The following is a 24,162-nucleotide window of genomic DNA, read 5'->3' as shown; positions in this document are numbered from 1 at the left end:
TCGTGCGCCTAGGGAATCGCCACCGGATACGACCCCAGCACCTTGATCTGTGCCGAATGCGCTTCCAGCTCGGCGAGTGCCTGCTTCATCGCCTCGTCTTCCACATGGCCGACCAGATCGATGAAGAAGCCGTACTCCCACTTGGCCTGGTGCGAGGGCCGCGACTCGATGCGGTTCATGCTGATGCCGTGGCGTGCGAACGGGCTGAGCACATCGAACAACGCACCCGGCTTGTCATGGATGAACACCAGCACCGAGGTGCGGTCGTGCCCGGACGAGGGAAAGATCTGCCGGCCGATCACCAGGAAGCGCGTGGTGTTGTCGTCGTCGTCTTCGATCGACTTCATGATGACCTTCTTCAGGCCATACACGTGCGCCGCGCTCTCGCCGCCGATCGCCGCAGCGTCTTCGGCGTTACGCGCGCGCCGTGCACCCTCGGCGTTGCTGGAAACCGCAATCTTCTCCACCTTGGGCAGATGCGACCGCAACCAGCCGGCGGTCTGCGCGAAGGACTGCGAATGCGCATAGATGCGCTCGATGTCGTCCAGCCGGCCGTTGCGCGAGAGCAGATACTGATGCACGCGCAGTTCGACTTCGCCGCAGATTTTCAGGTTGGAGGTCAGGAACATGTCCAGCGTGACCTGGATGGTGCCCTGCCCGGAATTCTCCACCGGCACCACGCCGAAATCGGCATTGCCGGCTTCCACTTCCTGGAACACTTCCTCGATGGTCGCCATCGGCAGACCCACCGCCGAGCGACCGAAATGCTTGAGCACGGCCTGCTGGCTGAAGGTGCCTTCCGGCCCCAGGTAACCGATCTTCAATGGCTCCTGCTGGGCCAGACACGCAGACATGATTTCGCGATACACGTGCACCAGCACTTCATCGCTGAGCGGGCCCTCGTTGCGGTCCACCACCATGCGCAGCACCTGCGCTTCGCGCTCGGGGCGGTAGTAGTCCACCGCCGCTGCCAGTTTGCCCTTGGCCTTGCCGACCTGGTGCGCGAAGTTGGCGCGCTCAGCGATCAATGCCTGGATGTTGCGGTCGATCTCGTCGATCTTGGCGCGCACATCGGCCAGCACCGGTGCGGCCGCGACAGGCTTGGCGACGGCCTTGGCCGGCTTGGCGACGGATTTGGCAGCCACCTTGGCAGGTTTGCTGCCAGGCGCACGCGCTGACGTATCGGCAGACATGCTCGGGCTGTGTTTGCCGCCATTGGCGGCCTTGGGCTTGTTGGACTTGGGTGCCATCGCTGGGCATTCCTTGAAAAGACGGCGCACGCGCCTGCGCGGCATGCGCCGCGGTCGAAGTTGGACTCAGCCGTGACGCTGCTGGAAGTCGTGCATGAAGGCCACCAGCGCCTGCGCACCGGCCACCGGCATCGCGTTGTACAGCGATGCACGGATACCGCCGACGGCTTTGTGGCCCTTCAACGCAAGCAGCCCGGCGGCCTTGGATTCGCTCACGAACAACGCATCCAGCTGCTCGTCCGGCAGGAAGAACGGGATGTTCATGCGCGAGCGCACCGCCGGTGTGACCAGGTTGCGATAAAAGCCGCCGGAACGATCGATGGCCGCATACACCAGGCCGGCCTTTTCCGCGTTGCGCCGCGCAAATTCGGTCACCCCGCCCTGCTCCAGCATCCACTTCACGGTCAGCCCGAGCAGATACCAGTTCCAGGTTGGCGGCGTGTTGAGCATCGAATCGCGTGCCGCATGCGAGGCGTAATTGAAGATGTCGGCGCGCGGCTGCCCGGCGCGCTCGAGCAGGTCGCGCCGCACGATCAGCACCGAAATCCCCACCGGCCCGAGGTTCTTCTGCGCACCGGCATAGATCAGCCCGTAACGCGAGATATCCAGCGGCTCGGACGCAATGGATGAGCTGAAATCGGCAAACAAGGGCAGTGTGCCCACATCCGGTGTCTCACGGAATTCGACACCGTGGATGGTTTCGTTGGCGGTGATGTGCACATAGGCCGAGTGCGGCGACAAGGTCCAGCTGGCTACCGGCGGAATCTCGGTGAAGCTGCCCGCCTGTGCATCGGCGGCAATGCGTGCGTCTACGTAAGGTGCCGCCTGCTTGATCGCGGTCTTGCCCCAGTGACCGCTGATCACATAGTCGGCCGCCTGGCCGGGCGCGGCGAAGTTCAGCGGCAGCAGCGCCTGGATCGTGGTCGCGCCACCGGCCGTGAACAGCACGGCATAGTCGTCGGGGATCGACAGCAAGGTGCGCAGATCGGCTTCGGCCGCGGCCGCGACCGCCATGAAATCCGCGCTGCGATGGCTGATTTCAACGATCGAGGCACCAACGCCATTCCACTCGACCATCTCCGCCTGCGCCTGCCGCAGGACCGATTCCGGCAATGTCGCAGGGCCGGCACTGAAATTGAACGCGCGTGTCATGGCACACCTTGTCGAGCTAGCCTTCTAGTATGCCGCAGCGCATCGGCCTTGGCAGCGGGCAAAAAAGTTGCAGCTGCATCCTTTTGACTGAGCCTGACGTAACGTAGTGACAGCCGCGGGACGAACTTCTGCCCCGGTCGGCTACTCTCACGCTGCAGCCACTGCCGGAGCCTGCCATGTCGTTTCGCACTGCCTTCAACCTGCCCTCCAGCGAGATCACCGATGAGGCCGTTTACCGCGACCGTCGTCGGCTGCTGCAACTGCTTGCGCTGACGCCGGCACTGGGTGTGGCCGGTTGCGCCGAGGCCGACCCGCCGCCACCGCCCAAGACGGTGGTGACCCCGGCGCAGGCGCGCAGCGGATTTCGCACCGCCGAGGAGTTGACCAAGCTGGAAGATGTCACCAGCTACAACAATTTCTACGAATTCGGTACCGACAAGACCGACCCGTCGAAGGCCGCCAAGACACTGAAGCTGTCGCCGTGGTCGGTGAAAGTGGGCGGCGAATGCGAAAAGCCCGGCAGCCTGTCGCTGGATGAACTGCTCAAGGGCGTCACGCCGGAAGAGCGCATCTACCGGCTGCGTTGCGTGGAAGGCTGGTCGATGGTGATCCCGTGGACCGGCGTGCCATTGGGCGAGGTGCTCAAGCGTTTCGCGCCGACCTCCAAGGCCAAGTACGTGGCGTTCACCACGCTGGCCGACCCGCAGCAGATGCCGGGTGTGCGCTATCGCTCGATCAACTGGCCGTATCGCGAAGGCCTGCGCATCGACGAAGCGATGCACCCGCTGACCCTGCTGGCCACCGGCCTGTACGGCAAGCCGTTGCCGCAGCAGAACGGCGCGCCGCTGCGCCTGGTGGTGCCGTGGAAGTACGGCTTCAAGAGCATCAAGTCGATCGTGGAGATCCGCTTCGTCGAGAAGATGCCCGAGACCGCCTGGCACGATCTGCAGCCGTCCGAATACGGCTTCTTTTCCAACGTGAACCCGGCGGTGGACCACCCGCGCTGGAGCCAGAAGACCGAGCGCCGCATCGCCGGCACTGCCAGCAAGCTGTTTGCCGAGCGCATTGCGACCAAGCCGTTCAATGGCTATGCCGATCAGGTGGCGTCGTTGTACGCAGGCATGGATCTGAAGAAGTGGTTCTAGGCAACACTCACTCCGATATCCACCAGCCGTAGTCGCGCCCGGGTGCGCTACTACGCTTCATGCCCACGCGGCGTCGCTCCCCTCTTCGAGATGGCATGGCCAAGACCTCCATTGCATTGATCGCCGCAAAGACTGCGGTACACGTTGCCGCACTGGCGCCGATGGCGCTGCTCTGTTGGCAGTTCTGGCAGGTGTGGCAGAACGGCAGCGATGCACTGGGCGCCGACCCGGTGGCCGAGATCGAGCATCGCACCGGTCTGTGGGCACTCCGGTTTCTGCTGATCACGCTGGCACTCACGCCGTTGCGTCAGCTCACCGGCCAGGCGGTTGTGATTCGCTGCCGCCGCATGCTGGGGCTCTACGCGTTCTTCTACGCCAGCGTGCATCTGCTGGTGTACCTGACCCTGGACCTGCGCGGTTTCTGGACGCAGATCTTCGAAGAGATTCTCAAGCGTCCCTACATCACGGTGGGGTTTGCGGCCTGGCTGCTGTTGCTGCCGCTGGCGATCACCTCGACCCAGGGCTGGATGCGCCGGCTCAAGCGCAACTGGGGCCGCCTGCACCAGCTGATCTATCCGATCGGCGTGCTGGCGGTGCTGCATTTCTGGTGGCTGGTGAAGTCCGACATCCGCGAACCGGCACTGTATGCCGGCATCCTGGCCGTGCTGCTGGGCTGGCGGATCTGGAAAAAGCTCAGCGCGCGCCGAACCACAGCAAGGCACTCAGCGCCGCCGCCAGCAACACCGCGCTGAGCAGCAGCCAGGGCCAGCGTGCGACCTTCATCGGGGCGCGCGCCGGCGCGGCGGTGGCACGCGGCGGCGGCGGTTCGGAATCGGGAATGTCCCAGGTGGTGCCGTGATGGATGCGCGGGACTTCCACCACGAAGCGGTGACGCGCATCGAACACGACCTGGTCGCCGGCCTGCAACCAACCATCGCGCACCTGCACGCCATTGATCCAGCTGCCCTCTTCCGACCCCAGGTCGCGCATCAGCACGCGGTCGCCATGGCGTTCCAGGCGCGCGTGCTGGGCGGCGAACGCCGGGTCGTCGATGACGATGTCCGACGCCGGGTCGCTGCCGACCAGGCGTGAGCGGTCCAGGGTGAAGCTGCGTCCGTGATGGCGCCCGCCCAGCCCGCGCAGCAGCAGGCAAACTTCGCTCAGGCCGGCATTGTCCTCCGGCGCATCGTTGGCCGGCGCGCTCGACGGCGCGCTGCGCAACAGCATCTCCACACCGTCGGCGTAGATCGCATCGCCGGGACGCAGCAAGGCCATGCGCCGCACCGGGCGTCCGTTGACGTGAATGCCGCGGATGCCATTGGCCACCTGCAGCCACAGGCCACGCTGGTCCAGGCAGAACTGCGCCAACAGCAGCGCACCCTGCGCATCGGCGACCACCCGCACGCTGCCGGAGGCATGGCGGACGATCCGGTGGACACCGGGCGTGAGGGAATGATCCGGCTGCTGCCGGTGGGTGAAATGAACTTGCAGGTCGCGCACCCGCCGCAGCCTAGCAGGTTTGCCGCCAGCAGCGGCCAACCCGGCACTCTGCACACCGCCGGAGAGCGGCGGCAGGCTGTTGTGCAACGAGGCCTACGCGCTGGAAATGTGCGCATCGGCACCGACGTATATATCTCCACGATGCCGCCTGGAGCGCGGCGCGAGCGGCTGCACTTGGAGCCGGACGCGCGCATGCGCACAATGCGCGCCTACTTTCGTCTCACCCAGGCAGCTCATGTCCAGCATCGATATCCGCCACGACCATTCCCTGCCGCCGGCCCAGGCCCGCGCGGCGATCGACGAGGCGGCGCGCAAGCTGACCGATCGCTACGGCGTCGCCTCGCATTGGGAAGGCGACACCTTGCGCATCGCCCGTGCGGGTGTGGATGGCGCGATCACCTTACTGCCGCAGCAGGTACACGTGACGGCCGAGCTCGGCTTCCTGCTGTCGGCCGTGCAGCCGATGGTGGAATCGGAAATCCGCCGCCTGCTGGCGGAAAAACTCGCCTGAGCCAGCGCTGCGCGCAGGTTTGCCGCTTCAGCGCCAAGTCACCCGCCCCGCATGCGATGGGCGGATGCTTGGGCCAGGCCTGATCGGGTGGCGCTTCACCTGCCCGATGCAGGACCGGCACTAGGGTGAACGCAACGTCACTTTGGCAATCGACAGGAGCATTCCATGACGACCGGATACGACCAGAACGGCAATCGCGACCACACGGCGTCGGGCTTCCAGGCCCAGGCAGAGCAGATCTCGCGCCGGCTCGGCGAATCGGCGCAGACCGTGTGGCTGGCGGGACTCGGCGCGCTGGGCCGCGTGCAGAGCGAAGGCGGCAAATTGTTCGACTCGCTGGTGCGCGAGGGCGCTGCCTACGAGCGCACCGGCCAGCGCAAGGCGGCCGAAGGCGTGGACGAGCTGCGCGAAGAAGTGGAAACCCAGTTCGAGCAGGCACGCGATACCGCAGTGCGCGGCTGGGACAAGTTGGGCAAGGCCTTCGACGAGCGCGTCAAGGGCGTGCTGCGCACGCTCAACATCCCCGAGCAGGAAGAGCTGGAAACTCTGCGCCGTGAAGTGGAGTCGCTGAAGGCACAGGTGCGGGCCAATACCGCCGCGACCAAACGGGCCAACCGCACGGCCAATCAGGCCGCGCAGGCTGCCAGCAGCGAGACGACCAGTGCAGGCACCACCGCCGGCACCTCGCAGACCGGCAATACGGCGGCTTTCGACGGGGAGTGAACTGCGGGAAGGGGTCGGCCTGGTGCACGGGATGCAGGGCGTCGCACCGGCGCCCGTCGATAGCTGACGTCCTGCGCAGCCAGGTCGCCCCGGACCGCACCGGGGCCATGCGATAGCCGCCCCGCCGCCGTGTTGCAAAGCAGCATGGTTTTACAGACAATCGGGAACGACCCGCCAGTCCTGTATCACGAAGTCCGTTTGCTCCCCTCCCCTCACGGCTTCGGACTGGCGGGTCTTTCGTTGCCTGGGTCACGGCTCATGACATCACCGCCCGCGATCCATTGACGAATCCGGCACGAAGGATTCTTCTAGGCGCATCGACTCGTAATACGCGCCATCCCTTCGCTTGATGCTTATGCCTTCCTGGATTTTGGCGCTCCTGGCTGCACTGCTGCTCTGGTTGGCGGTGTGCGCTTACTTCTGGCTGGTGCGGCGTCGCGCCAACGAAGCCGACGAAGGCATCCGTGCCCTGGCTGCCCTGCATTGGCGCGACTTCTCCGCGGTGGTGCTGCGGGTGCTGCAGGACCAACGTGGCTGGCAACCGACCCAGCTACCGCAGGATGGCCTGCCCACCGCCGATTTCATGATGCAGACCGAACACGGCACCCGCCTGGTGGCCTGCAAGCATGGCCGCGGCTATCGCATCGGCGTGGCTGCGGTGAACGAACTCGGGGCGATGGCACGGCTGGCCGGCGCTGGCGGCGGGGTGATGGTGACCGAAGGCCGCATGGAGCGCGAAGGCCTGGCTGCGGCAGACAAGCAATCCATCGAAGTGCTGGACGGCACGCGCCTGTGGCCCTTGCTCAAACCCTATCTGCCGGGCGATGTGGAGACCCGCGTGGTGACCCTTGCGCGGCGGCGCGCGCTCCGCCACAGCGTCATTGCCGGTGCCGCCCTGGCCACGCTTGCCCTGGTGGCGGTGCTGGCACTGCGCCCGCTCGAGCCACACCCGGCACCGCCCGCTGCGGCTTCGCGGGCAAGCGCAACGCCGCCGAGCCCTCCCGCTGCGGCCGCCATGAACGCTGCACAGCCCGCAGCGCCGGCAGCGCCAGTCGGCGCCGCGACGGCAACCAGCGCAGAGCCGGATGCCGAGACCCTGCAAGGCTATCGGCGCGAGGTGTCCAGGGCATTAGCGCAGACGCCGGGCCTGGTGCGCGGGATCTGGATCACCCAGGCGACGCTTGCGGTGGATCGTGCGGTGGACGACAGCACGGCATGGCCGCTGATCTGCCGCGAACTGCAGCGTTACCCCTATCTGCGCACGGTGCGCGTGCAGCTCAACCCCCGACCGGGCGTGGACGAGCCGGTGCGCTGGCGACAATGCACCACGATCTGATGCGGGATGGACCGCGATGGTCTGCCACCCCGCTGGTGAACATATCGGGGCGTGGGGCGTGGGCACGCGCGAGTCCAGTCGATCCCACACTGATCCCCGCTGCGCTGGGCTGGGCTGGGCGATGACTGCGACGCGCCTCCCCTCATCGCGCATGCAGCGACCCGCCATTTACGACAACTGTGTCAGGCGAGCCGGGCTCTCGAAGCCGCCGTGCACACCGGCGTTGCAGCGACTGCGTTCTGCAACGCGATAGGCACTACGCGGGAGGCGCGCGCGAGGCTCCAGTACAGCGTCAGCGCATGCCCGGCGCAAACCGCGCCACGAGATCGTAGGAGCCGCCCAGGAACAGCTGGCGCACATAGGTCACCGGTTGCTCGCCACGCCAGGTGTGGCGGTCGATCACCAGACAGGCCGCGCCTTCGTCCACCTGCAGGCTGCGTGCCTGCGCGGCATCGGCGCTGACTGCGCTGATGCGGTGTTCGGCACGCGTCCATGGCACGTTGCGCAACAGCCAGCTGCCGGGAGCGAGCGTGGTGAATGGCTGGTCCAGGGCCTCGGGCACGGTGGTGACATCGATCACCCGCTGTTCCAGCGCAAACGGGCTGCCATCGGCCAGATGCAGGCTGTCCAGCGCGAGCAGCTTGCCGATGCTGCCCAGCGCGCGCTCCTGCGGCACGCGCGGGCGCACGTTGCGCAGCCGCCGCGACAACAGCGAAAACGTGTAGCGATGTCCGCGGGTGGTCATCTCCACTTCGATATCCGGGATCGACAGCGCCACCTGCTCCAGATGCGGATGCGGGCGCGCCACGAACGAGCCGGTGCGGCGGCGACGCTCGATCATGCCGGCGTCGGCCAGCAGGCCGAGCACCTTGTTGACGGTCATGCGCGAGCAGCCGTACTGCGCCATCAGTTCGTGCTCGGGCGGGATGCGGTGCCCGGGCGGCCAGTCGCCGCTATGAATGCGTTGCTCCAGATCCTGCCGGATGCGGTGGTGCAAGGTGCCGGGCGCGGCGATGGGGGTGGCGGTCAAAGCGGAGGTCTCCGGTCAGACCTGCATTGTGCGCGCATCGGCTCCGTTGCCCAGCACTGTGCGCAACACCTGTGCGAACCGCGCGGCGATGCGTGCGTGGTCGATATGCCGGCCATCGCGCACCACCGCACGCCCGGCGCGCCAGACGGTGCGCACCGCCCCCGCGCGTGCGGCGAATATCCAGCTGTCCAGCAGCGCGTCGTCGTCGCGCGCGAGCAAGGCCGGGTGCGAGGCATCCAGCTCCACCAGATCGGCCGCGGCGCCTGCCTGGATCCCGTGCACCACACTGCCCAGTGCCTGTGCCGCGCCCCCGCCGGCCTGGTCGTACAACCAGCGCCCGCTCGACACATCGGCGGGCGCCAGCACGTTGCGCGCCTGCACGCTGAGCCGCTGGCCATATTCAAGCAGGCGCAGCTCCTCGGCGGCATCGATCAGCACATTGGAATCCGAGCCCACACCGAAGCGGCCACCCGCGGCGGCGAACACCTGCATCGGGAAGATCCCATCGCCCAGATTTGCCTCGGTGATCGGGCATAGCCCGACCACCGCGCCGCGATCGGCAATGGCCTGCACTTCACTGCCGGTGACATGCGTGGCATGCACCAGGCACCAGCGCGCGTCCACCGGCGCATTGGCCAGCAACCAGTCCACCGGGCGCTGGCCCGACCAGGCCAGGCAGGCATCGACTTCACGCTGCTGCTCGGCAATGTGGATGTGCACCGGGCCGTCGGTGAGCGGCAGCAGTGCCATCAGCTGGTGCGGCGTGACCGCACGCAGGCTGTGCGGCGCCAGGCCGAGCACGCCGTCGGGCAGCGCAGTGAGGCTTTGCCTGCAATCGTCGAGCAGCCGTGCGAAGCCGTCGATGTCGTGGATCAGGCGCTTCTGCGCCGCGCTGGGTGCGGCACCGCCAAAATCCGAGTGCGCGTAGAACACCGGCAGCAGGCTCAGCCCGATGCCGGTACTGGCAGCGGCAGCGACGATGCGCGCGGACATTTCGCCGGCTTGGGCGTAAGGCGCGCCACCGGGGCTGTGGTGCAGGTAATGAAATTCGCCGACGCGGGTAAAGCCGCTTTCCAGCATCTCCACATACGCCTGCTCGGCGATCGCCTGCAGGCTGTCCGGGTCGAGCCGGTCCACAAAGCGGTACATCAGCTCGCGCCAGCTCCAGAAGCTGTCACCGCGACGCCCTCCCACTTCGGTCAGGCCGGCCATGCCGCGCTGGAAGGCGTGGCTGTGCAGGTTGCCCAGGCCGGGCAGCAGCGCCCCGGCACGGGTATCGGTGGCAGCCACCGCGGTATCGGGCTGCACCGACACGATGCGCCCCTGCGCCAGGCCGATGCGCACACCGCTGGCCCAGCCGCCTGGCAACAGGGCGCGCGCTGCCCACAACGCTTGTACCGGCTGGTCTGCCACTGGACACCCTCGATTGACGAACTTATTGTATATACATATCAGACACCACGAGCCTGCGCCATGCATTGCGACGTTCTCTGGCACAACGCGCAGCTGATGACCCTGGATGCTCCAGGCGGCGGTCTGGGTCCGGTGGACGATGGCGTGGTCGCCTGCCTGGACGGCCGCATCGTGTATGCCGGCGCGGCCGCGCAGGCGCCGGGGTTCGCAGCGGCTACCACGCATGACTGCCAACGGCGCTGGATCAGCCCGGGCCTGATCGATTGCCACACGCACCTGGTGTATGCCGGCAACCGCGCCAACGAATTCGAGCAACGTCTGCGCGGCGCCAGCTACGCCGACATCGCAGCGGCCGGTGGTGGCATCGTGGCCACCGTGCGGGCCACCCGCGCTGCCGACGATGCCGCCCTGCTCGCTGCCAGCCTGCCGCGCCTGGATGCACTGCTTTCCGAAGGAGTGACCACGCTGGAAATCAAATCCGGCTACGGGCTGACGCTGGAGGACGAAACCAAGCAACTGCGCGTGGCGCGCGCGCTCGCCAGCCTGCGTCAGGTCGAGGTGGTACCGACCTTTCTCGGTGCGCATGCGGTGCCGCCGGGCATAGATGCGCAGCCTTACATCGATGCGGTCTGCACCCGGATGATTCCGGCGATTGCCGCGCACGGCCTGGCCGAAGCGGTCGACGTGTTCTGCGAGCACCTGGCGTTTACGCCTGCCCAGGCCGAACAGGTCTTCATCGCCGCGCAGGCGCACGGGCTGGGCATCAAGATCCATGCCGAGCAGCTGAGCAACCAGCATGGCGCGGCGCTGGCCGCGCGCTACGGGGCGTTGTCGGCCGACCACATCGAATACCTGGACCAGGACGGCGTGGCGGCCATGGCCGCTGCCGGCACCGTGGCGGTGCTGCTGCCCGGTGCGTTCTATTTCACCCGCGATACCCAGTTGCCGCCGATCGAGGCCCTGCGCACGGCGGGGGTGCCACTGGCCCTGGCCACCGACTGCAACCCCGGTACCTCGCCGCTGACCAGCCCGCTGCTGGCGATGAACATGGCGGCCACGTTGTTCCGCATGACGGTGGACGAATGCATCGCCGGCTTCACCCGCGAGGCTGCGCGTGCGCTCGGCCGCAGCGCGCGGTTGGGCCGGTTGCGCGCCGGCCTGGACTGCGACCTGGCGATCTGGGACATCGATGCGCCGGCCGACCTGGTCTATCGCATGGGCTTCAACCCGCTTCACGCCCGCGTCTGGCGCGGGCATTCGACCTGATTCACTGGAGTTGTCATGAGTGCTTCTGTTGTCTTGCAACCCGGCCACGTGACGCTGGCGCAGTGGCGTGCGCTGTATCGCGGCGCCGAGATGAGGATGGACGACGCCTGCGCGGCCGCGGTGCTGCGCAGCGCACAGACGGTGGAGGCCATCGTCGCGCGTGGCGAGCCGGTCTACGGCGTCAACACCGGCTTCGGCAAGCTGGCCAGCGTGCGCATCGAGCGCGACGACCTGCAGACCCTGCAGCGCAATATCGTGCTGTCGCATGCAGCCGGCGTCGGCGAGCCCACGCCGGTGCCGGTGGTGCGGCTGATGATGGCGCTCAAGCTCACCAGCCTGGCGCAGGGTGCGTCCGGCGTGCAGCCGGGCACGCTGGCGTTGCTGGACGCGATGCTGCATGCGGGCATCACTCCGGTGGTGCCGTGCCAGGGGTCGGTCGGGGCGTCCGGCGATCTGGCGCCGCTGTCGCATCTGGCCGCAGTGATGATCGGCGTTGGCGAAGCCTTCGTCGGCGGGCAACGGTTACCTGCTGCCGACGCGCTTGCACACGCGCAGCTGCAACCGCGCGTGCTTGGCGCAAAGGAAGGCCTGGCGCTGCTCAACGGTACGCAATTCTCCACCGCCTGCGCGCTGGCCGGCCTGTTCGAGATCGAAACCGTGTTGCAGGCCGCGCTGGTGACCGGCGCGTTGTCGGTGGAAGCGGCCAAGGGCTCGGATACGCCGTTCGATGCGCGTATCCATGCATTGCGCGGGCAGCCGGGGCAGATCGCGACCGCCGCGGCGTTGCGCGCACTGATGGCCGATTCGGCGATCCGCGAATCGCACCGGCTCGGCGATGTGCGCGTGCAGGACCCGTATTGCCTGCGCTGCCAGCCGCAGGTGATGGGGGCGGCGCTGGACATCATGCGGCAGGCCGCGCGCACGCTGGAAATCGAAGCCAACGGCGTGTCCGATAATCCGTTGGTGTTCAGCGACACCGGCGAGGCGCTGTCGGGCGGCAACTTCCATGCCGAGCCGGTGGCCTTTGCCGCCGACATGCTGGCGATGGCGGTGTGCGAGATCGGCTCGATCAGCGAACGCCGCACCGCGATGCTGGTCGATCCGGCCTTGTCCGGTCTGCCGGCGTTTCTCACCCCGCGCCCGGGTTTGAACTCCGGCTTCATGATTCCGCAGGTCACCGCCGCGGCCCTGGTGTCGGAGAACAAGCAGCGCGCCTACCCGGCCAGCGTGGATTCGATTCCAACCTCCGCCAACCAGGAAGATCATGTGTCGATGGCCGCGCACGGTGCGCGCCGTCTGCTGGCCATGGCGGAAAACGCCGCGCACGTGATCGGCATCGAGCTGCTGGCGGCGGTGCAAGGCTGCGACTTCCATGCGCCGCTGCGCTCCAGTGACGCACTGGAAGCGGCACGCGCATTGCTGCGGGCGCAGGTGCCCACGTTGCAGGACGATCGCTACTTCCACCCGGACATGCTGGCCGCCAGCGCACTGGTGCGGTCGGGCGCCCTGGCCGAGGCGGTGGCGATTGCGTTGCCCGGTGTGGAGCCGCAGGCATGATGCGGCGCGTTGCAGCTCGCCTGTGCAACGTTCCGGTGCCATGCGCTGCAGCCGCGCGCGCATGCGCAGGATCTGCGGGCACTGCGTTTGCCTGCTGCGTCCAGCGCGAAGCCGGCCTGCATGCCACTGATTGCTGCCACCGGCCGCACTCGCTCGCCGCTGCGCGCATCACCGGAGCGCAACGATGAGTGCCCTGCCCGACTGGCTGGAGATCCACCGCGACAACGCCCCCTTGCTGATCAGTTTCCCGCACACCGGAACCGAGTTACCGGATCTGGTTGCCAGCCAGTTCGCCTCGCCGTGGCTGGCGCGCCGCGATGCAGACTGGTGGGTGCATCAGCTCTACGATTTTGCGCAGTCGCTGGGCGCCACCACGGTGCGCACCACGATCAGCCGCTCGGTGATCGACGTCAATCGCGACCCCAGCGGCGTTTCGTTGTATCCGGGGCAGAACACCACCGGCCTGTGTCCGCTGACCACCTTCGACAATCAACCGCTCTATGCCGAAGGCCAGGCGCCGGATCAGGCACAGATCGATCTGCGCCGCACCCGCTGGTTCGACCCGTACCACGCCGCGCTGGCCGACGAGATTGCGCGCCTGCGCCAGCAGCACGCAAGCATCGTGGTGTACGACGCGCATTCGATTCGCTCCTTCATCCCGCACCTGTTCGACGGCGAACTGCCGCAGTTCAACATCGGCAGCAACGACGACTGCAGCTGCGACCCGGCGCTGGCCGACACGGTGGAGCAACTGTGCCGCAGCAGCGGCTCCAGTACGGTACGCAACGGGCGTTTCAAGGGCGGCTGGATCACCCGCCATTACGGGCAACCCGACCAAGGCGTGCACGCCCTGCAGATGGAGCTGGCCTGCCGCGGCTACATGTGCGAACCCGACACCATCACCCCGGACAACTGGCCCACTCCGTGGCAGCCGGTGCATGCCGCTGCCCTGCGCGCGGTGTTGCGGCACGTGCTGCTGGCCTGTCTGGCATTCGCCAACGCACCCCGAACCGACACCACGCCGCACGCGGCCCACCGTTGATTGCAAGGAACCCGGCATGACCCGTCACGATGCTACCCGCGTCATCCGCGCTGCCACCGGCACCACGCTCACCGCCAGGAGCTGGCTCACCGAAGCGCCGCTGCGCATGCTGATGAACAACCTGGACCCGGACGTGGCCGAGCGCCCGCAGGAACTGGTGGTATACGGCGGCATCGGCCGCGCCGCGCGCGACTGGGAATCCTTCGATGCGATCGTGGCTGCGCTCACGCGACTGGAAGATGATCAAACCCTGCTGGTGCAATCGGGCAAACCGGTCGGCGTGTTCCGCACCCACGCCGATGCGCCGCGCGTGCTGATCGCCAACTCCAATCTGGTACCGCGCTGGGCCAATTGGGACCACTTCAACGCGCTGGATCAAAAAGGCCTGGCGATGTACGGGCAGATGACCGCCGGCAGCTGGATCTACATCGGCGCGCAGGGCATCGTGCAAGGCACCTACGAAACCTTCGTGGAAATGGGCCGCCAGCACTACGGCGGCAGCCTGGCCGGCAAGTGGCTGTTCACCGGCGGGCTGGGCGGCATGGGCGGCGCGCAACCGCTGGCTGCGGTGATGGCCGGCGCGTCCTGCCTGGCCGTGGAATGCCGCCGTTCCAGCATCGACATGCGCCTGCGCACCGGATACCTGGACACCTGGACCGACTCGCTGGATGAAGCGCTGCGCCTGATCGAGCAATCGTGCACCGCGAAGACGCCGCTGTCGGTCGGCCTGCTCGGCAATGTCGCCGACGTCCTGGACGAACTGCTGCTGCGCGGGATCAAGCCGGACCTGCTGACAGACCAGACCTCTGCACACGACCCGGTCAACGGCTACCTGCCGCAAGGCTGGAGCGTGGAAGAGTGGGACGCAAAGCGCGTGAGCGCGCCGAAGGAGGTGGAAGCCGCCGCGCGCGAGACGATGGCCAACCACATCCGCGCCATGCTCACCTTCCACGCGCTCGGCGTACCCACCGTGGATTACGGCAACAACCTGCGCCAGATGGCGCTGGAACAAGGGGTCGACGATGCATTCGACTTCCCCGGCTTCGTCCCCGCCTACATCCGCCCGCTGTTCTGTCGCGGCATCGGCCCGTTCCGCTGGGTCGCGCTGTCGGGCGACCCGGAAGACATCGCCAGGACCGATGCCAAGGTCAAGGAACTCATCCCCGACGATGCGCACCTGCATCGCTGGCTGGACATGGCGGCCGACAAGATCGCCTTCCAGGGCTTGCCCGCGCGCATCTGCTGGGTCGGGCTGGGTGACCGCCACCGGCTGGGCCTGGCCTTCAATGCGATGGTGCGCAGTGGCGAGCTCAAGGCGCCGGTGGTGATCGGCCGCGACCATCTGGATTCGGGCAGCGTGGCCTCGCCCAACCGCGAAACCGAGGCGATGGCCGACGGCTCCGATGCCGTGTCCGACTGGCCCTTGCTCAATGCCCTGCTCAACACTGCCAGCGGCGCCACCTGGGTGTCGCTGCACCATGGCGGCGGCGTCGGCATGGGCTTTTCGCAGCATGCCGGCATGGTCATTGTCTGCGACGGCAGCGAGTCCGCCGACAACCGCCTGGAGCGCGTGCTCTGGAACGACCCCGCTACCGGCGTGATGCGGCACGCCGACGCCGGTTATGCGATTGCCCGGGATTGCGCAGACGCAAAGGGACTGGATTTGCCGGGGATTACCGGCAAAAGAGGTCAATGAGATCTGCGATCGTTCGATAGCCACTGATTGCGTCAGCGGCAGGGCATGGAGCCGCCGCCCTTGCCGCAGCGGAGCTTAGGGCCGCTCCGGCGTCGAGTGCCCCTCGCCCCCCGCGGGCGGGGCTGGACGCGCTCCGCATGGGCAACGCCGACCTCACGCCTGGCCACCGCATCACACTCCCGACGATTGCCCTCAAGAACGCCGCTGTCTGGCCGACAAGGTATGCAACGTTTCGAGGAATCTCCATGGGCATCTTGATCTACCTGGTGCCTGCATTCGCACTCTGGGCCCTGATCGCCACGGCACTGGCATTCGTCCGCGGCCGCCAGTTGCGCGCCGAGTCTGGCCAGCTTGCCAGCACCCAGGACAGTCTTGGCCGCTACCAGGCGGCGCTGTCGCAGCTGAAGGCGCGTGCGGCAGCCAGCGCACTGGAGCTGGAATCGCTGCAACGCAGCTACGCTGTGCTCAAGCAATCGCTGGACCAGCAGGAGCAGAATGCAGCCGAGCAGCAGGACGCCGCGGCCACCGAGGTGATCCCGATGGTGATGGTGCAGCGGCTGGATATCGCCAACGAGATCGGCACCCTGTTTGCGCATGTCGCCCGCGTGGCACGCAGCCTGCGCCGCTACAGCGCCTACAGCCGCGGCCATAGCGCGCCGGAGCCAAGCACCGCGCGCTACGACCTGCACTGGCTGGCGGACTGCCTGCACAGCTTCGATCAGATCGGCCACGCGCTGGTACGCGGCAATGTGGCCGCCTTGATCACCGCCTGCCAGGATCTGCTGTCGATGTACGACCATTATTTGAAGGACGGCTCCGGCTACAACAGCCGTGACACCTTCCAGCGCCTAAGCAGCGATGTACCGCTCTCCGAAGCCACCGATGCCATCCGCTCCATCATCGTCAAGGCGACGCTGGCGCAGGATATGCGCGATGCGGTGCGGGACGATGCGGTGGCGGCGAACGTTGGGTGAATCGGGAATCGGGAATCGGGAATCGGGAATCGGGAATCGGGAATCGGGAATCGGGAATCGGGAATCGTAAGAGCGTACGGCCTGATGCATTCCGATGTGGCGTTATGTCTATCCACGAGGATGGCGTATCGAGCGAATCAAGCGTCTTAGCCCCTTGATTTCCTGCAAGGAAGCGCACCGCTTGCGGTGCGCTTTCTTTGTTTGCGGCCGACGAGTGATGCAGACGAACGTGGCTGCGGGCAGCCATGCGCCTGATCACTCCATATATGCATCGGCGCATTCCGATTTCAGACGCCGGCCGCGCGGCTCGGCAGCCACGCAGCCGTGTCATCGCCGGCCTACCAGCTATCTTCGATCGCCCGCAGCATCATGGCGCCTGCTGCGGTAGCGCGTAAGCCACCAACGCATCGCCTGCCGGGGTTTCCATGAAGTGATGCCCGCCGGCCATGATGACCAGATATTCGCGGCCACCGTATTCGTACACCATCGGGTTGGCCTGGCCGCCGGCTGGCAACTTGGCATGCCACAGCTCCTTGCCGGTGGCCAGATCGATGGCGCGGATCAGGTCGTCGGTGGCGGCGGCGATGAAGATCAAACCACCCGCCGTCACCACCGCGCCGCCGTTGTTGGGCGTACCGATCTCGATCGGCAGGCCGGAGCGGATGCCGAACGGGCCATTGCCGCGTGCGCTGCCGAACGGGCGGTCCCACAGCGTCTTGCCGCTGGCCAGATCGATGGCACGGATGCCGCCGTACGGCGGTTCCTTGCACAGCAATTTGGTGAACGGCAGCCGCCAGCCGGCATTAACGTTGATCGCATACGGCGTGCCTGCCTGCGGGTCGCCCGCGCCTTCTGCGCCACCGGCATCGCCACGCGCCTCGTCGCGCGGTGCCCAGCCCAGCGTGTCGGCCTTGGCGCGCGGCACCAGCAGGTTGTAATTGGGCATGTCGTTGTAGTTGGCCACGATCACGCCGCGTCGCGGGTCGACCGCCACGCTGCCCCAATCCGAACCGCCGTTATATCCGGGGTATTCGATCGAATGGCGCTCCGCTTCCGGTGGCGTATAGATGCCCTTGTAGCTGGCGGTGCGGAACTGGATGCGGCAAACCAGCTGGTCGATCGGGGTCATGCCCCACATGTCGCGCTCGGTCAGATCCGGCTTGCGCAGCGTGTGATACAGCGAAAACGGCTGGGTCTTGGCGCGCATCTGCGGCTCCACGCCGCCGCCCGGCACCGCACGTTCTTGCACGCCCACCAGCGGCTTGCCGGTGCGCCGGTCCAGCACATACAACTCGCCCTGCTTGCTCGGCAGCAAGACTGCCGGCACGTTGACGCCGTCCTTGGGGAAATCGATCAAGCTCGGTTGCGAGCCCAGGTCGTAATCCCAGGCATCGATGTGGGTGGTCTGGAAATTCCACACCGGTTTGCCCGTGGTCACATCCAGCGCCACCAGCGAGGTCGCGTAGCGATTCTCCTGCGGCGTGCGCGAGCTGCTCCAGTAATCTGCGGTGGAATTGCCCATTGGCAGGTACACATAGCCCAGCTGCTCATCGGCGGCCGCAGTGGTCCACATGTTCGGCGTGCCGCGCGTCCAGCTCTGGCCCGGCGGCGGTGCACTGTTCCAGTCCGGATGCGTCATGTCCCAGGCCCAACGCAACTTGCCGGTCACTGCGTCGAACCCCTCAATCACACCGGACGGCTCGTAACGCTTCTGCCCGTCGAGCACCTGATGGCCGGTGACCACCACGCCGCGCACGATGGCCGGTGGCGAGTTGATCGACACATAACCCGGCGGCGTCTGCCCCATGCCGACGGTGATATCGACCTGCCCGTTGTTGCCGAAGTCCGGACATGGCGTACCGCTGCGTGCATCCAGCGCGATCAAGCGGCCGTCCAGCGTGCCTTCGATCACGCGCGTGCGGCACAGCTGCGCCGATGACGTCGCAGCTGTTTCAGCATTCGCAGCGTTGGCAGCCGCCGGCACTTCGTAATACGACACCCCACGGCAGGCCGCCGTATATGGGATCGCCTCGTCCTTGACCTTGGGATCGTAGCGCCAGCGCTGCTTGCCGCTGGCGGCATCCAGCGCGATCACCTGGTTGCGCGCGGTGCACAGGTACAGGCTGTCGCCCACCTTCAGCGGCGTGGTCTCCGCGCCCCAACGCTTGCTCGGCAGATCGCCGGTATGGAATACCCACGCCTGCTGCAACTGCGCCACATTGTCGCGATTGATCTGCTGCAGCGGCGAGTAACGTTGCCCGGCCTGGCTACGTCCGTAGGCAGCCCAGTCGCCGTCGGCAGGTGCGTTCGCCGGCTGTGCGCCAGATGCCGCACCCGGGGCGGATGCAGTGCGACTGAGCAGACCACCCACCGTGCCGGCCGCCTGCGCCAGCGCGCCATCGGCTTCGGTGACGCCGTGCGGCACGAAGGCCAGCACGAAGGCGACCACAAACACTGCCGCCAACGCGCCCGCTACGCTGCGCGAGACCGCGCGCGACACCGGGCGTTGCAATTTCGGGAGCAACAGCGCGAGCACGAATGCCAGGCCGACGATCAAACCCAGGCGCGGCACCCAGCGCCAGTAATCGCTGCCCGATTCCCACCATGTCCACAGCAGCGAACCCACCACCACCGCAGCAAACCACCATGCGCCCGCATTGCGGCCCCGCACCAGTAAGACGCCGGCAATCACCATTGCCGCACCGGCCGGCAGGTAGTACCAGGAGCCACCCAGCGCGGCCAACCACACGCCACCGGCCAGAAGTACTGCACCCAGCACGGCAATCACACCTCCCAATATCGCCAGCGCCCAATGGCCGCGACCGGAAGGACGATCCAGAATCGTCATCAGTTGTTCCTCTTCGACTCAGCGGCAACGCAACGCCGCCGCACCGCCAACCACCTTCGGCCCGCGCGGGTGAAAGAACCGCCTTTTTCGGGGCAATCGGTCGAGGACACTGCGTTGCAGATGTCATGGCCTGCAACAATGACCGGCATAAAAAAACGCCGGCTTCCGCCGGCGTTTTCGGTGAGCTGCAGCAATGCCGCTGCACGATCAACCGATCATTCTTCGGTTGCCGGCGGCACTACGGTGGCCTGCGCGGCCACCTCTTCCACCACATCGTCCACTTCATCCAGCGATGCATCCAGGCGTTCGACCGCCTGCAGCTTTTCGCCCTTGGACAGCCGGATCAGCGTCACGCCCTGGGTGTTGCGGCCCACGCGCGAGATTTCCGAACCGCGTGTGCGCACCAGCGTGCCGCCATCGGAAATCAGCAACACTTCGTCGGTGGCGCCCAGCAGCACTGCACGCACCAGCTTGCCGTTGCGCTCGGTGGTCTGGATGCCGATCACGCCCTGGGTGCCACGCCCCTTGCGCGGATATTCGGCCAGCGGGGTGCGCTTGCCGTAGCCGTTCTCGGTGGCGGTCAGGATGTAGGCCACATTGCCGTCGTCGGCGACCTCGATCACGGCAGGCTCGCCGCCATCGGTGGCTTCCACCACGTCATCGACCTCGTCGCCTTCGATCTCCTCTTCGACACCGCCGGCACGCTCGGCCACGATCAGGCTGACCACTTCCTCGCCCTTGGTCAGGCGGATACCGCGCACACCGGTGGCGGTACGGCCCATCGAACGCACGGTGGATTCGCCAAAGCGCACGGTCTTGCCATTGGAGGCGAACAGCAACACGTCGCGGTCGCCATCGGTCAAGGCCACGCCGACCAGCGCATCGCCTTCATCCAGATTGATCGCGATCTTGCCGCGCGCCAGACGGAAGGCGAATTCGCTCAGCGGCGTCTTCTTGACCGTACCGTTGCGGGTAGCAAAGAACACATAGCGGTTGTCGGCGTATTCGCGCACCGGCAGCACCGCCTGCACGCGCTCGCCGGATTCCAGCGGAATCCAGTTGATGATCGGGCGGCCACGCGCATTGGAGCCGGCTTCCGGCAGCTGATGCACCGGCAGCCAGAACACCTTGCCGCTGCTGGTAAAGGTCAGCAGCGTGTCGTGCGTGTTGACCAGCCACAGCTGGTCGATGAAATCTTCTTCCTTGGTCGCTGCGGCGGACCGGCCACGGCCGCCACGGCGCTGCGCACGATAGGCGCTCACCGGCTGGCGCTTGGCATAGCCGGCATGCGACAGCGTCACCACTACGTCTTCCGGCGCGATCAGATCGAGGATGTCCAGATCTTCTTCGCTGTGACGGATTTCGGTGCGGCGTTCGTCGCCATACTCTTCGCGGATATTGATCAGCTCGTCGCGGATCACCTGCAGCAGCACGTCCGGGTTTTCCAGGATGCGGATCAGGCCTTCGATGACGCCGAGCAACTGCTTGTACTCGTCGGTCAGCTTTTCCTGTTCCAGGCCGGTCAGGCGATGCAGACGCATTTCCAGGATCTGCGAAGCCTGCACTTCGCTGAGCTGATAGAAGCCCTTGATCAGGCCCACGCCCGGCGGCAGATCTTCCGGCTTGGACGCTTCGGCACCGGCTGCGCCCAGCAGCGCGCCCACCAGACCCGGTTGCCAGGTCTTGGCCAGCATGCGCTCGCGCGCTTCCTGCGGGTTGGCCGAGGTCTTGATCAACTCGATCATTTCATCGATGTTGGCCAACGCAACGGTCAGGCCTTCCAGCACGTGCGCACGTGCACGCGCCTTGCGCAACTCAAAGATGGTGCGGCGGGTGACGACCTCGCGGCGGTGGCGGATGAACGCCTCCAGCATCTGCTTGAGGTTCATCAACTGCGGGCGGCCGTCGATTAGCGCCACCATGTTGATGCCGAACACCGACTCCATCTGGGTTTGCTGGTACAGGTTGTTGAGCACAACCTCGGCCGACTCGCCGCGCTTGATCTCGATGTAGATGCGCATGCCGTCCTTGTCGGACTCATCGCGCAGCTCGCTGATGCCTTCGAGCTTCTTTTCCTTGACCAGCTCGGCGATCTTCTCGATCAACCGCGCCTTGTTCACCTGGTACGGGATCTCGGTGACGACGATCGCCTCGCGGCCGTTGTCGGCCACTTCCACATCGGCCTTGGCACGAATGCGCACGCGGCCACGGCCGGTGCGATAACCGGCGGCGATGCCGGCAGTGCCGTTGATGATGCCGGCGGTGGGGAAATCCGGGCCCGGGATGTATTCCATCAGGCCTTCGACATCCAGCTCCGGGGTGTCGATCAGCGCGATGCAGGCGTTGATCGCCTCGGTCAGGTTATGCGGCGGGATGTTGGTGGCCATGCCCACCGCGATACCGGCCGAACCGTTGACCAGCAGGCTCGGGAACCGGGTCGGCATGACCGTCGGTTCCAGTTCCTTTTCGTCGTAATTGGGCTGGAAATCGACGGTTTCCTTGTCGATGTCCGCCATCAGCTCATGCGCCAGCCGCGACATGCGCGACTCGGTGTAACGCATCGCCGCAGCAGAGTCGCCGTCGACCGAACCGAAGTTACCCTGGCCGTCCACCATCATGTAGCGCAGCGAAAACGGCTGCGCCATGCGCACCAGCGTGTCGTACACCGACTGGTCGCCGTGCGGGTGGTACTTACCGATGACGTCGCCGACGATACGCGCCGACTTGAAGTAGGCCTTGTTGCTATGGGCGCCCAGCTCGTGCATCGCGAACAACACACGACGGTGCACAGGCTTGAGGCCATCACGGGCATCGGGGAGTGCGCGGCCCACGATCACGCTCATCGCGTAATCGAGATAGCTCTTGCGCATCTCGTCTTCCAGATTGACCTGGATGATTTCCTTGGCGGTTTCTGCCATTCGGGTTCCGTAAGTGAGGTGGCGGGCGAGCCGGAAAGCCGCGTCGGGGGCGCCTTAGTCACAGGCTGCCGACCCCACGCTCCCGCCGATCGATTCAAGCCCCGGATTGTACCACGAAGGGGCAGCCCGATGCCTCCGGTTTACCAGCCAGAAACAAGCACTTGCAGGACTTTGCCGGACGTTTGCGGCGCGGGTGCGCCGCGCCGGGCTCAGGCGCCGAAGGCTGCCTGCATCCGCGCCAGGTCCGGCTGCACGATCACCCCACGCTCGGTGACGATGGCATCGATCAGGCTGCCGGGAGTGACATCGAACACCGGGTTCCAGGCATGGATGCCGTCGGCCACCGTGCGCACCCCGCCCACACCGAACAATTCGCCCGGGTCGCGCTGCTCGATCTCGATCTGGTCGCCACTGGCGGTGGCCATGTCCACGGTCGACGACGGCGCCACCACCATGAACTTGACGCCGTGGTGGCGCGCAGCAATGGCCAGCTGATAGGTGCCGATCTTGTTGGCGGTATCGCCATTGGCGCAGATGCGATCGGCGCCGACGATCACCCACTGCACCAGGCCGGACTTCATCAGATGCGAGGCCGCCGAATCGGCGATGAGAGTGGCGTCGATGCCGTCCTGCTGCAGCTCCCACACGGTCAGGCGCGCGCCCTGCAGCCAGGGCCGGGTTTCGCCGGCAAATACCTTGGCGATGCGCTGCTGCGCCATGCCTGCGCGAATCACGCCCAGCGCCGTGCCGAAGCCGGCAGTGGCCAGCGAGCCGGTATTGCAATGGGTCAGCACGCCGCTGCCGGGGGCGATCAGGTCGGCGCCGAGCGCACCCATATGGCGGTTGGCGGCCAGATCCTCATCCGCGATTGCCTGCGCCTCGCGCGCGATCACCTCGCGCCAGTCCGCGCCGGCCGCGCCCAACACCCGACGCATGCGCATCAGCGCCCAGGCCAGGTTGACCGCGGTCGGGCGTGCGGCATTGAGCCGCAGCAGCGCCGGTTCGAGCTTCTGCAGCGCGGCGCTGCCGTCGTCGGCGTCGATGTCACGCGCGGCCAGCACCACGCCCCACCCGGCCGCAATGCCGATCGCCGGCGCACCGCGCACGGCCAGCGAATGGATCGCCTCGGCCACCGCGTCGCTGGTGTCGCAACGCACATGCTCCACCACGAAGGGCAGCTTGCGTTGGTCGAGCAATTCCAGGGCATCGCCGGTCCACAGTAGCGGCCGGATGTGGTCGTAGCGGGCGTAATCGATATGGGCGCTGTCGTTCATGCGTCCATTGTAAGGCGCAGGGGCGGTGCAGTCAGTGGAAGGCGTCGCCTAGATCGCAGGTCGTGCGCAGCAATGCATCAGGCGCAACCGCCCGGTTGGTCGAGATCGCGGCGCCCTCACGCCAGACGGTTGGCTGGCGGTCTTGCTGAGAACGAAATGCCGCGTCGCGCAGCTTGCCGTTGCTGATTGAAGACCCTGCGCACCGACCAACTTGACTGGCCCTTGCCCGCCCACCGTCGCGGGACCCTTGGCGGCATCCATGCCGCCACGAAGCTACATGGACGTACTTGCAGCGTGTCCTGCGATGGTGGGCGGGCAAGGGCTCTGCAGCAAAGCCGCAGATGATCCGCTCTTCGCCTGATCTACCAGCATTGAGCAATCAGGTAGCGACGCCTGCATCGTGCGTATCCCGATCGCTTGGCTGTCTTCAAGCCTGGTCGAGGGCGCGGCGCCCTCACCGCTCGCGGGACACGCCGCAAGTACGTCCCTGTAGGCTCGGTGGCGGCATCCATGCCGCCACACGGTCC

The 24,162-nt window shown here is 66.6% G+C and carries 18 protein-coding genes; 10 read left to right on the top strand and 8 right to left on the bottom strand.

Annotation, left to right across the window (positions count from 1 at the left end; translation table 11 throughout):
- Positions 1–8 precede the first annotated feature (8 nt).
- Both pheA and serC read right to left on the bottom strand, forming a co-directional pair.
- Entirely contained in the window at positions 9–1,250 is a 1,242-nt protein-coding gene (gene pheA / locus ABQZ09_RS12795) for a prephenate dehydratase (RefSeq protein ID WP_349777056.1), read from the bottom strand.
- 66 nt (positions 1,251–1,316) lie between these two features.
- Positions 1,317–2,402: a 3-phosphoserine/phosphohydroxythreonine transaminase gene (gene serC, locus ABQZ09_RS12790; RefSeq protein ID WP_039412638.1), complete on the bottom strand. Its 1,086-nt coding sequence runs from the start codon at positions 2,400–2,402 to the stop codon at positions 1,317–1,319.
- 176 nt (positions 2,403–2,578) lie between these two features.
- On the opposite strand from serC, the gene msrP reads away from it, so the two are divergent.
- Positions 2,579–3,547 (top strand): protein-methionine-sulfoxide reductase catalytic subunit MsrP, encoded by a 969-nt coding sequence (gene msrP, locus ABQZ09_RS12785; protein ID WP_039412641.1) that lies wholly within the window; start codon positions 2,579–2,581, stop codon positions 3,545–3,547.
- A 95-nt stretch (positions 3,548–3,642) separates the two neighbouring features.
- A complete protein-coding gene (gene msrQ / locus ABQZ09_RS12780; protein WP_349777055.1) occupies positions 3,643–4,299 on the top strand; it encodes a protein-methionine-sulfoxide reductase heme-binding subunit MsrQ in 657 nt (218 codons plus the stop codon).
- Here the strand turns inward: msrQ and ABQZ09_RS12775 are convergent.
- On the bottom strand, positions 4,241–5,047 hold the full coding sequence (locus ABQZ09_RS12775; protein WP_349777054.1) for an FHA domain-containing protein: 807 nt from the start codon (positions 5,045–5,047) through the stop codon (positions 4,241–4,243). The genes msrQ and ABQZ09_RS12775 overlap by 59 nt on opposite strands.
- 235 nt (positions 5,048–5,282) lie before the next feature.
- Between ABQZ09_RS12775 and ABQZ09_RS12770 the strand changes: the two genes are divergently transcribed.
- The 3 genes from ABQZ09_RS12770 (at position 5,283) to ABQZ09_RS12760 (ending at position 7,617) form a co-directional block, all read left to right on the top strand.
- Complete coding sequence (locus ABQZ09_RS12770) at positions 5,283–5,558, top strand: polyhydroxyalkanoic acid system family protein (protein ID WP_039412646.1); 276 nt, start codon at positions 5,283–5,285, stop codon at positions 5,556–5,558.
- 165 nt (positions 5,559–5,723) lie between these two features.
- A complete protein-coding gene (locus tag ABQZ09_RS12765; protein WP_039412647.1) occupies positions 5,724–6,281 on the top strand; it encodes a phasin family protein in 558 nt (185 codons plus the stop codon).
- Between the two features lie 349 nt (positions 6,282–6,630).
- Entirely contained in the window at positions 6,631–7,617 is a 987-nt protein-coding gene (locus tag ABQZ09_RS12760) for a restriction endonuclease (RefSeq protein ID WP_349777053.1), read from the top strand.
- Positions 7,618–7,909: 292 nt separating this feature from the next.
- On the opposite strand, the gene hutC is transcribed toward ABQZ09_RS12760, so the two are convergent.
- Positions 7,910–8,647 carry a histidine utilization transcriptional repressor HutC gene (gene hutC, locus ABQZ09_RS12755; protein WP_162183144.1) on the bottom strand — a complete coding sequence of 246 codons (738 nt, stop codon included), beginning with the start codon at positions 8,645–8,647 and terminating at the stop codon, positions 7,910–7,912.
- Between the two features lie 15 nt (positions 8,648–8,662).
- Entirely contained in the window at positions 8,663–10,060 is a 1,398-nt protein-coding gene (locus ABQZ09_RS12750; RefSeq protein WP_349777052.1) for a formimidoylglutamate deiminase, read from the bottom strand.
- Between the two features lie 60 nt (positions 10,061–10,120).
- On the opposite strand from ABQZ09_RS12750, the gene hutI reads away from it, so the two are divergent.
- From hutI to ABQZ09_RS12725, 5 genes are all read left to right on the top strand, one after another.
- Positions 10,121–11,326 (top strand): imidazolonepropionase, encoded by a 1,206-nt coding sequence (hutI, locus tag ABQZ09_RS12745; protein WP_349777051.1) that lies wholly within the window; start codon positions 10,121–10,123, stop codon positions 11,324–11,326.
- 15 nt (positions 11,327–11,341) lie between these two features.
- Positions 11,342–12,883 carry a histidine ammonia-lyase gene (hutH, locus tag ABQZ09_RS12740; RefSeq protein WP_228313791.1) on the top strand — a complete coding sequence of 514 codons (1,542 nt, stop codon included), beginning with the start codon at positions 11,342–11,344 and terminating at the stop codon, positions 12,881–12,883.
- 184 nt (positions 12,884–13,067) lie between these two features.
- Positions 13,068–13,925, top strand: coding sequence for an N-formylglutamate deformylase (hutG, locus tag ABQZ09_RS12735; RefSeq protein WP_349777050.1), 858 nt, complete (start codon positions 13,068–13,070; stop codon positions 13,923–13,925).
- 16 nt (positions 13,926–13,941) lie between these two features.
- Positions 13,942–15,621 (top strand): urocanate hydratase, encoded by a 1,680-nt coding sequence (hutU, locus tag ABQZ09_RS12730; RefSeq protein ID WP_349777049.1) that lies wholly within the window; start codon positions 13,942–13,944, stop codon positions 15,619–15,621.
- A 245-nt stretch (positions 15,622–15,866) separates the two neighbouring features.
- On the top strand, positions 15,867–16,595 hold the full coding sequence (locus ABQZ09_RS12725) for a hypothetical protein (protein WP_228888754.1): 729 nt from the start codon (positions 15,867–15,869) through the stop codon (positions 16,593–16,595).
- Between the two features lie 367 nt (positions 16,596–16,962).
- On the opposite strand, the gene ABQZ09_RS12720 is transcribed toward ABQZ09_RS12725, so the two are convergent.
- The 3 genes from ABQZ09_RS12720 to mtnA all read right to left on the bottom strand — a co-directional run bounded on the left by ABQZ09_RS12720 (position 16,963) and on the right by mtnA (position 23,635).
- Complete coding sequence (locus tag ABQZ09_RS12720) at positions 16,963–19,443, bottom strand: membrane-bound PQQ-dependent dehydrogenase, glucose/quinate/shikimate family (protein WP_349777048.1); 2,481 nt, start codon at positions 19,441–19,443, stop codon at positions 16,963–16,965.
- A 215-nt stretch (positions 19,444–19,658) separates the two neighbouring features.
- Positions 19,659–22,361 (bottom strand): DNA gyrase subunit A, encoded by a 2,703-nt coding sequence (gene gyrA / locus ABQZ09_RS12715; RefSeq protein ID WP_184370052.1) that lies wholly within the window; start codon positions 22,359–22,361, stop codon positions 19,659–19,661.
- Between the two features lie 209 nt (positions 22,362–22,570).
- Positions 22,571–23,635 carry an S-methyl-5-thioribose-1-phosphate isomerase gene (mtnA, locus tag ABQZ09_RS12710; RefSeq protein WP_039565335.1) on the bottom strand — a complete coding sequence of 355 codons (1,065 nt, stop codon included), beginning with the start codon at positions 23,633–23,635 and terminating at the stop codon, positions 22,571–22,573.
- Positions 23,636–24,162 lie beyond the last annotated feature (527 nt).

The sequence above is a fragment of the Xanthomonas sp. WHRI 6106 genome, from assembly GCF_040202405.1.
Lineage (GTDB): Bacteria > Pseudomonadota > Gammaproteobacteria > Xanthomonadales > Xanthomonadaceae > Xanthomonas > Xanthomonas cannabis.
Note: the sequence above shows the minus strand (reverse complement) of the source record. Positions and strands in the feature narration are given on the sequence as shown.

Bases quoted from the DNA above. Each gene is read 5' to 3' on its own strand.
- ABQZ09_RS12770 (WP_039412646.1), top strand. From the start codon at position 5,283: ATGTCCAGCATCGATATCCGCCACGACCATTCCCTGCCGCCGGCCCAG.
- ABQZ09_RS12760 (WP_349777053.1), top strand. From the start codon at position 6,631: ATGCTTATGCCTTCCTGGATTTTGGCGCTCCTGGCTGCACTGCTGCTC.
- hutH (WP_228313791.1), top strand. From the start codon at position 11,342: ATGAGTGCTTCTGTTGTCTTGCAACCCGGCCACGTGACGCTGGCGCAG.
- ABQZ09_RS12725 (WP_228888754.1), top strand. From the start codon at position 15,867: ATGGGCATCTTGATCTACCTGGTGCCTGCATTCGCACTCTGGGCCCTG.
- hutU (WP_349777049.1), top strand. From the start codon at position 13,942: ATGACCCGTCACGATGCTACCCGCGTCATCCGCGCTGCCACCGGCACC.
- hutG (WP_349777050.1), top strand. From the start codon at position 13,068: ATGAGTGCCCTGCCCGACTGGCTGGAGATCCACCGCGACAACGCCCCC.
- msrP (WP_039412641.1), top strand. From the start codon at position 2,579: ATGTCGTTTCGCACTGCCTTCAACCTGCCCTCCAGCGAGATCACCGAT.
- serC (WP_039412638.1), bottom strand. From the start codon at position 2,402: ATGACACGCGCGTTCAATTTCAGTGCCGGCCCTGCGACATTGCCGGAA.
- hutI (WP_349777051.1), top strand. From the start codon at position 10,121: ATGCATTGCGACGTTCTCTGGCACAACGCGCAGCTGATGACCCTGGAT.
- gyrA (WP_184370052.1), bottom strand. From the start codon at position 22,361: ATGGCAGAAACCGCCAAGGAAATCATCCAGGTCAATCTGGAAGACGAG.
- mtnA (WP_039565335.1), bottom strand. From the start codon at position 23,635: ATGAACGACAGCGCCCATATCGATTACGCCCGCTACGACCACATCCGG.
- ABQZ09_RS12765 (WP_039412647.1), top strand. From the start codon at position 5,724: ATGACGACCGGATACGACCAGAACGGCAATCGCGACCACACGGCGTCG.
- msrQ (WP_349777055.1), top strand. From the start codon at position 3,643: ATGGCCAAGACCTCCATTGCATTGATCGCCGCAAAGACTGCGGTACAC.
- pheA (WP_349777056.1), bottom strand. From the start codon at position 1,250: ATGGCACCCAAGTCCAACAAGCCCAAGGCCGCCAATGGCGGCAAACAC.
- ABQZ09_RS12720 (WP_349777048.1), bottom strand. From the start codon at position 19,443: ATGACGATTCTGGATCGTCCTTCCGGTCGCGGCCATTGGGCGCTGGCG.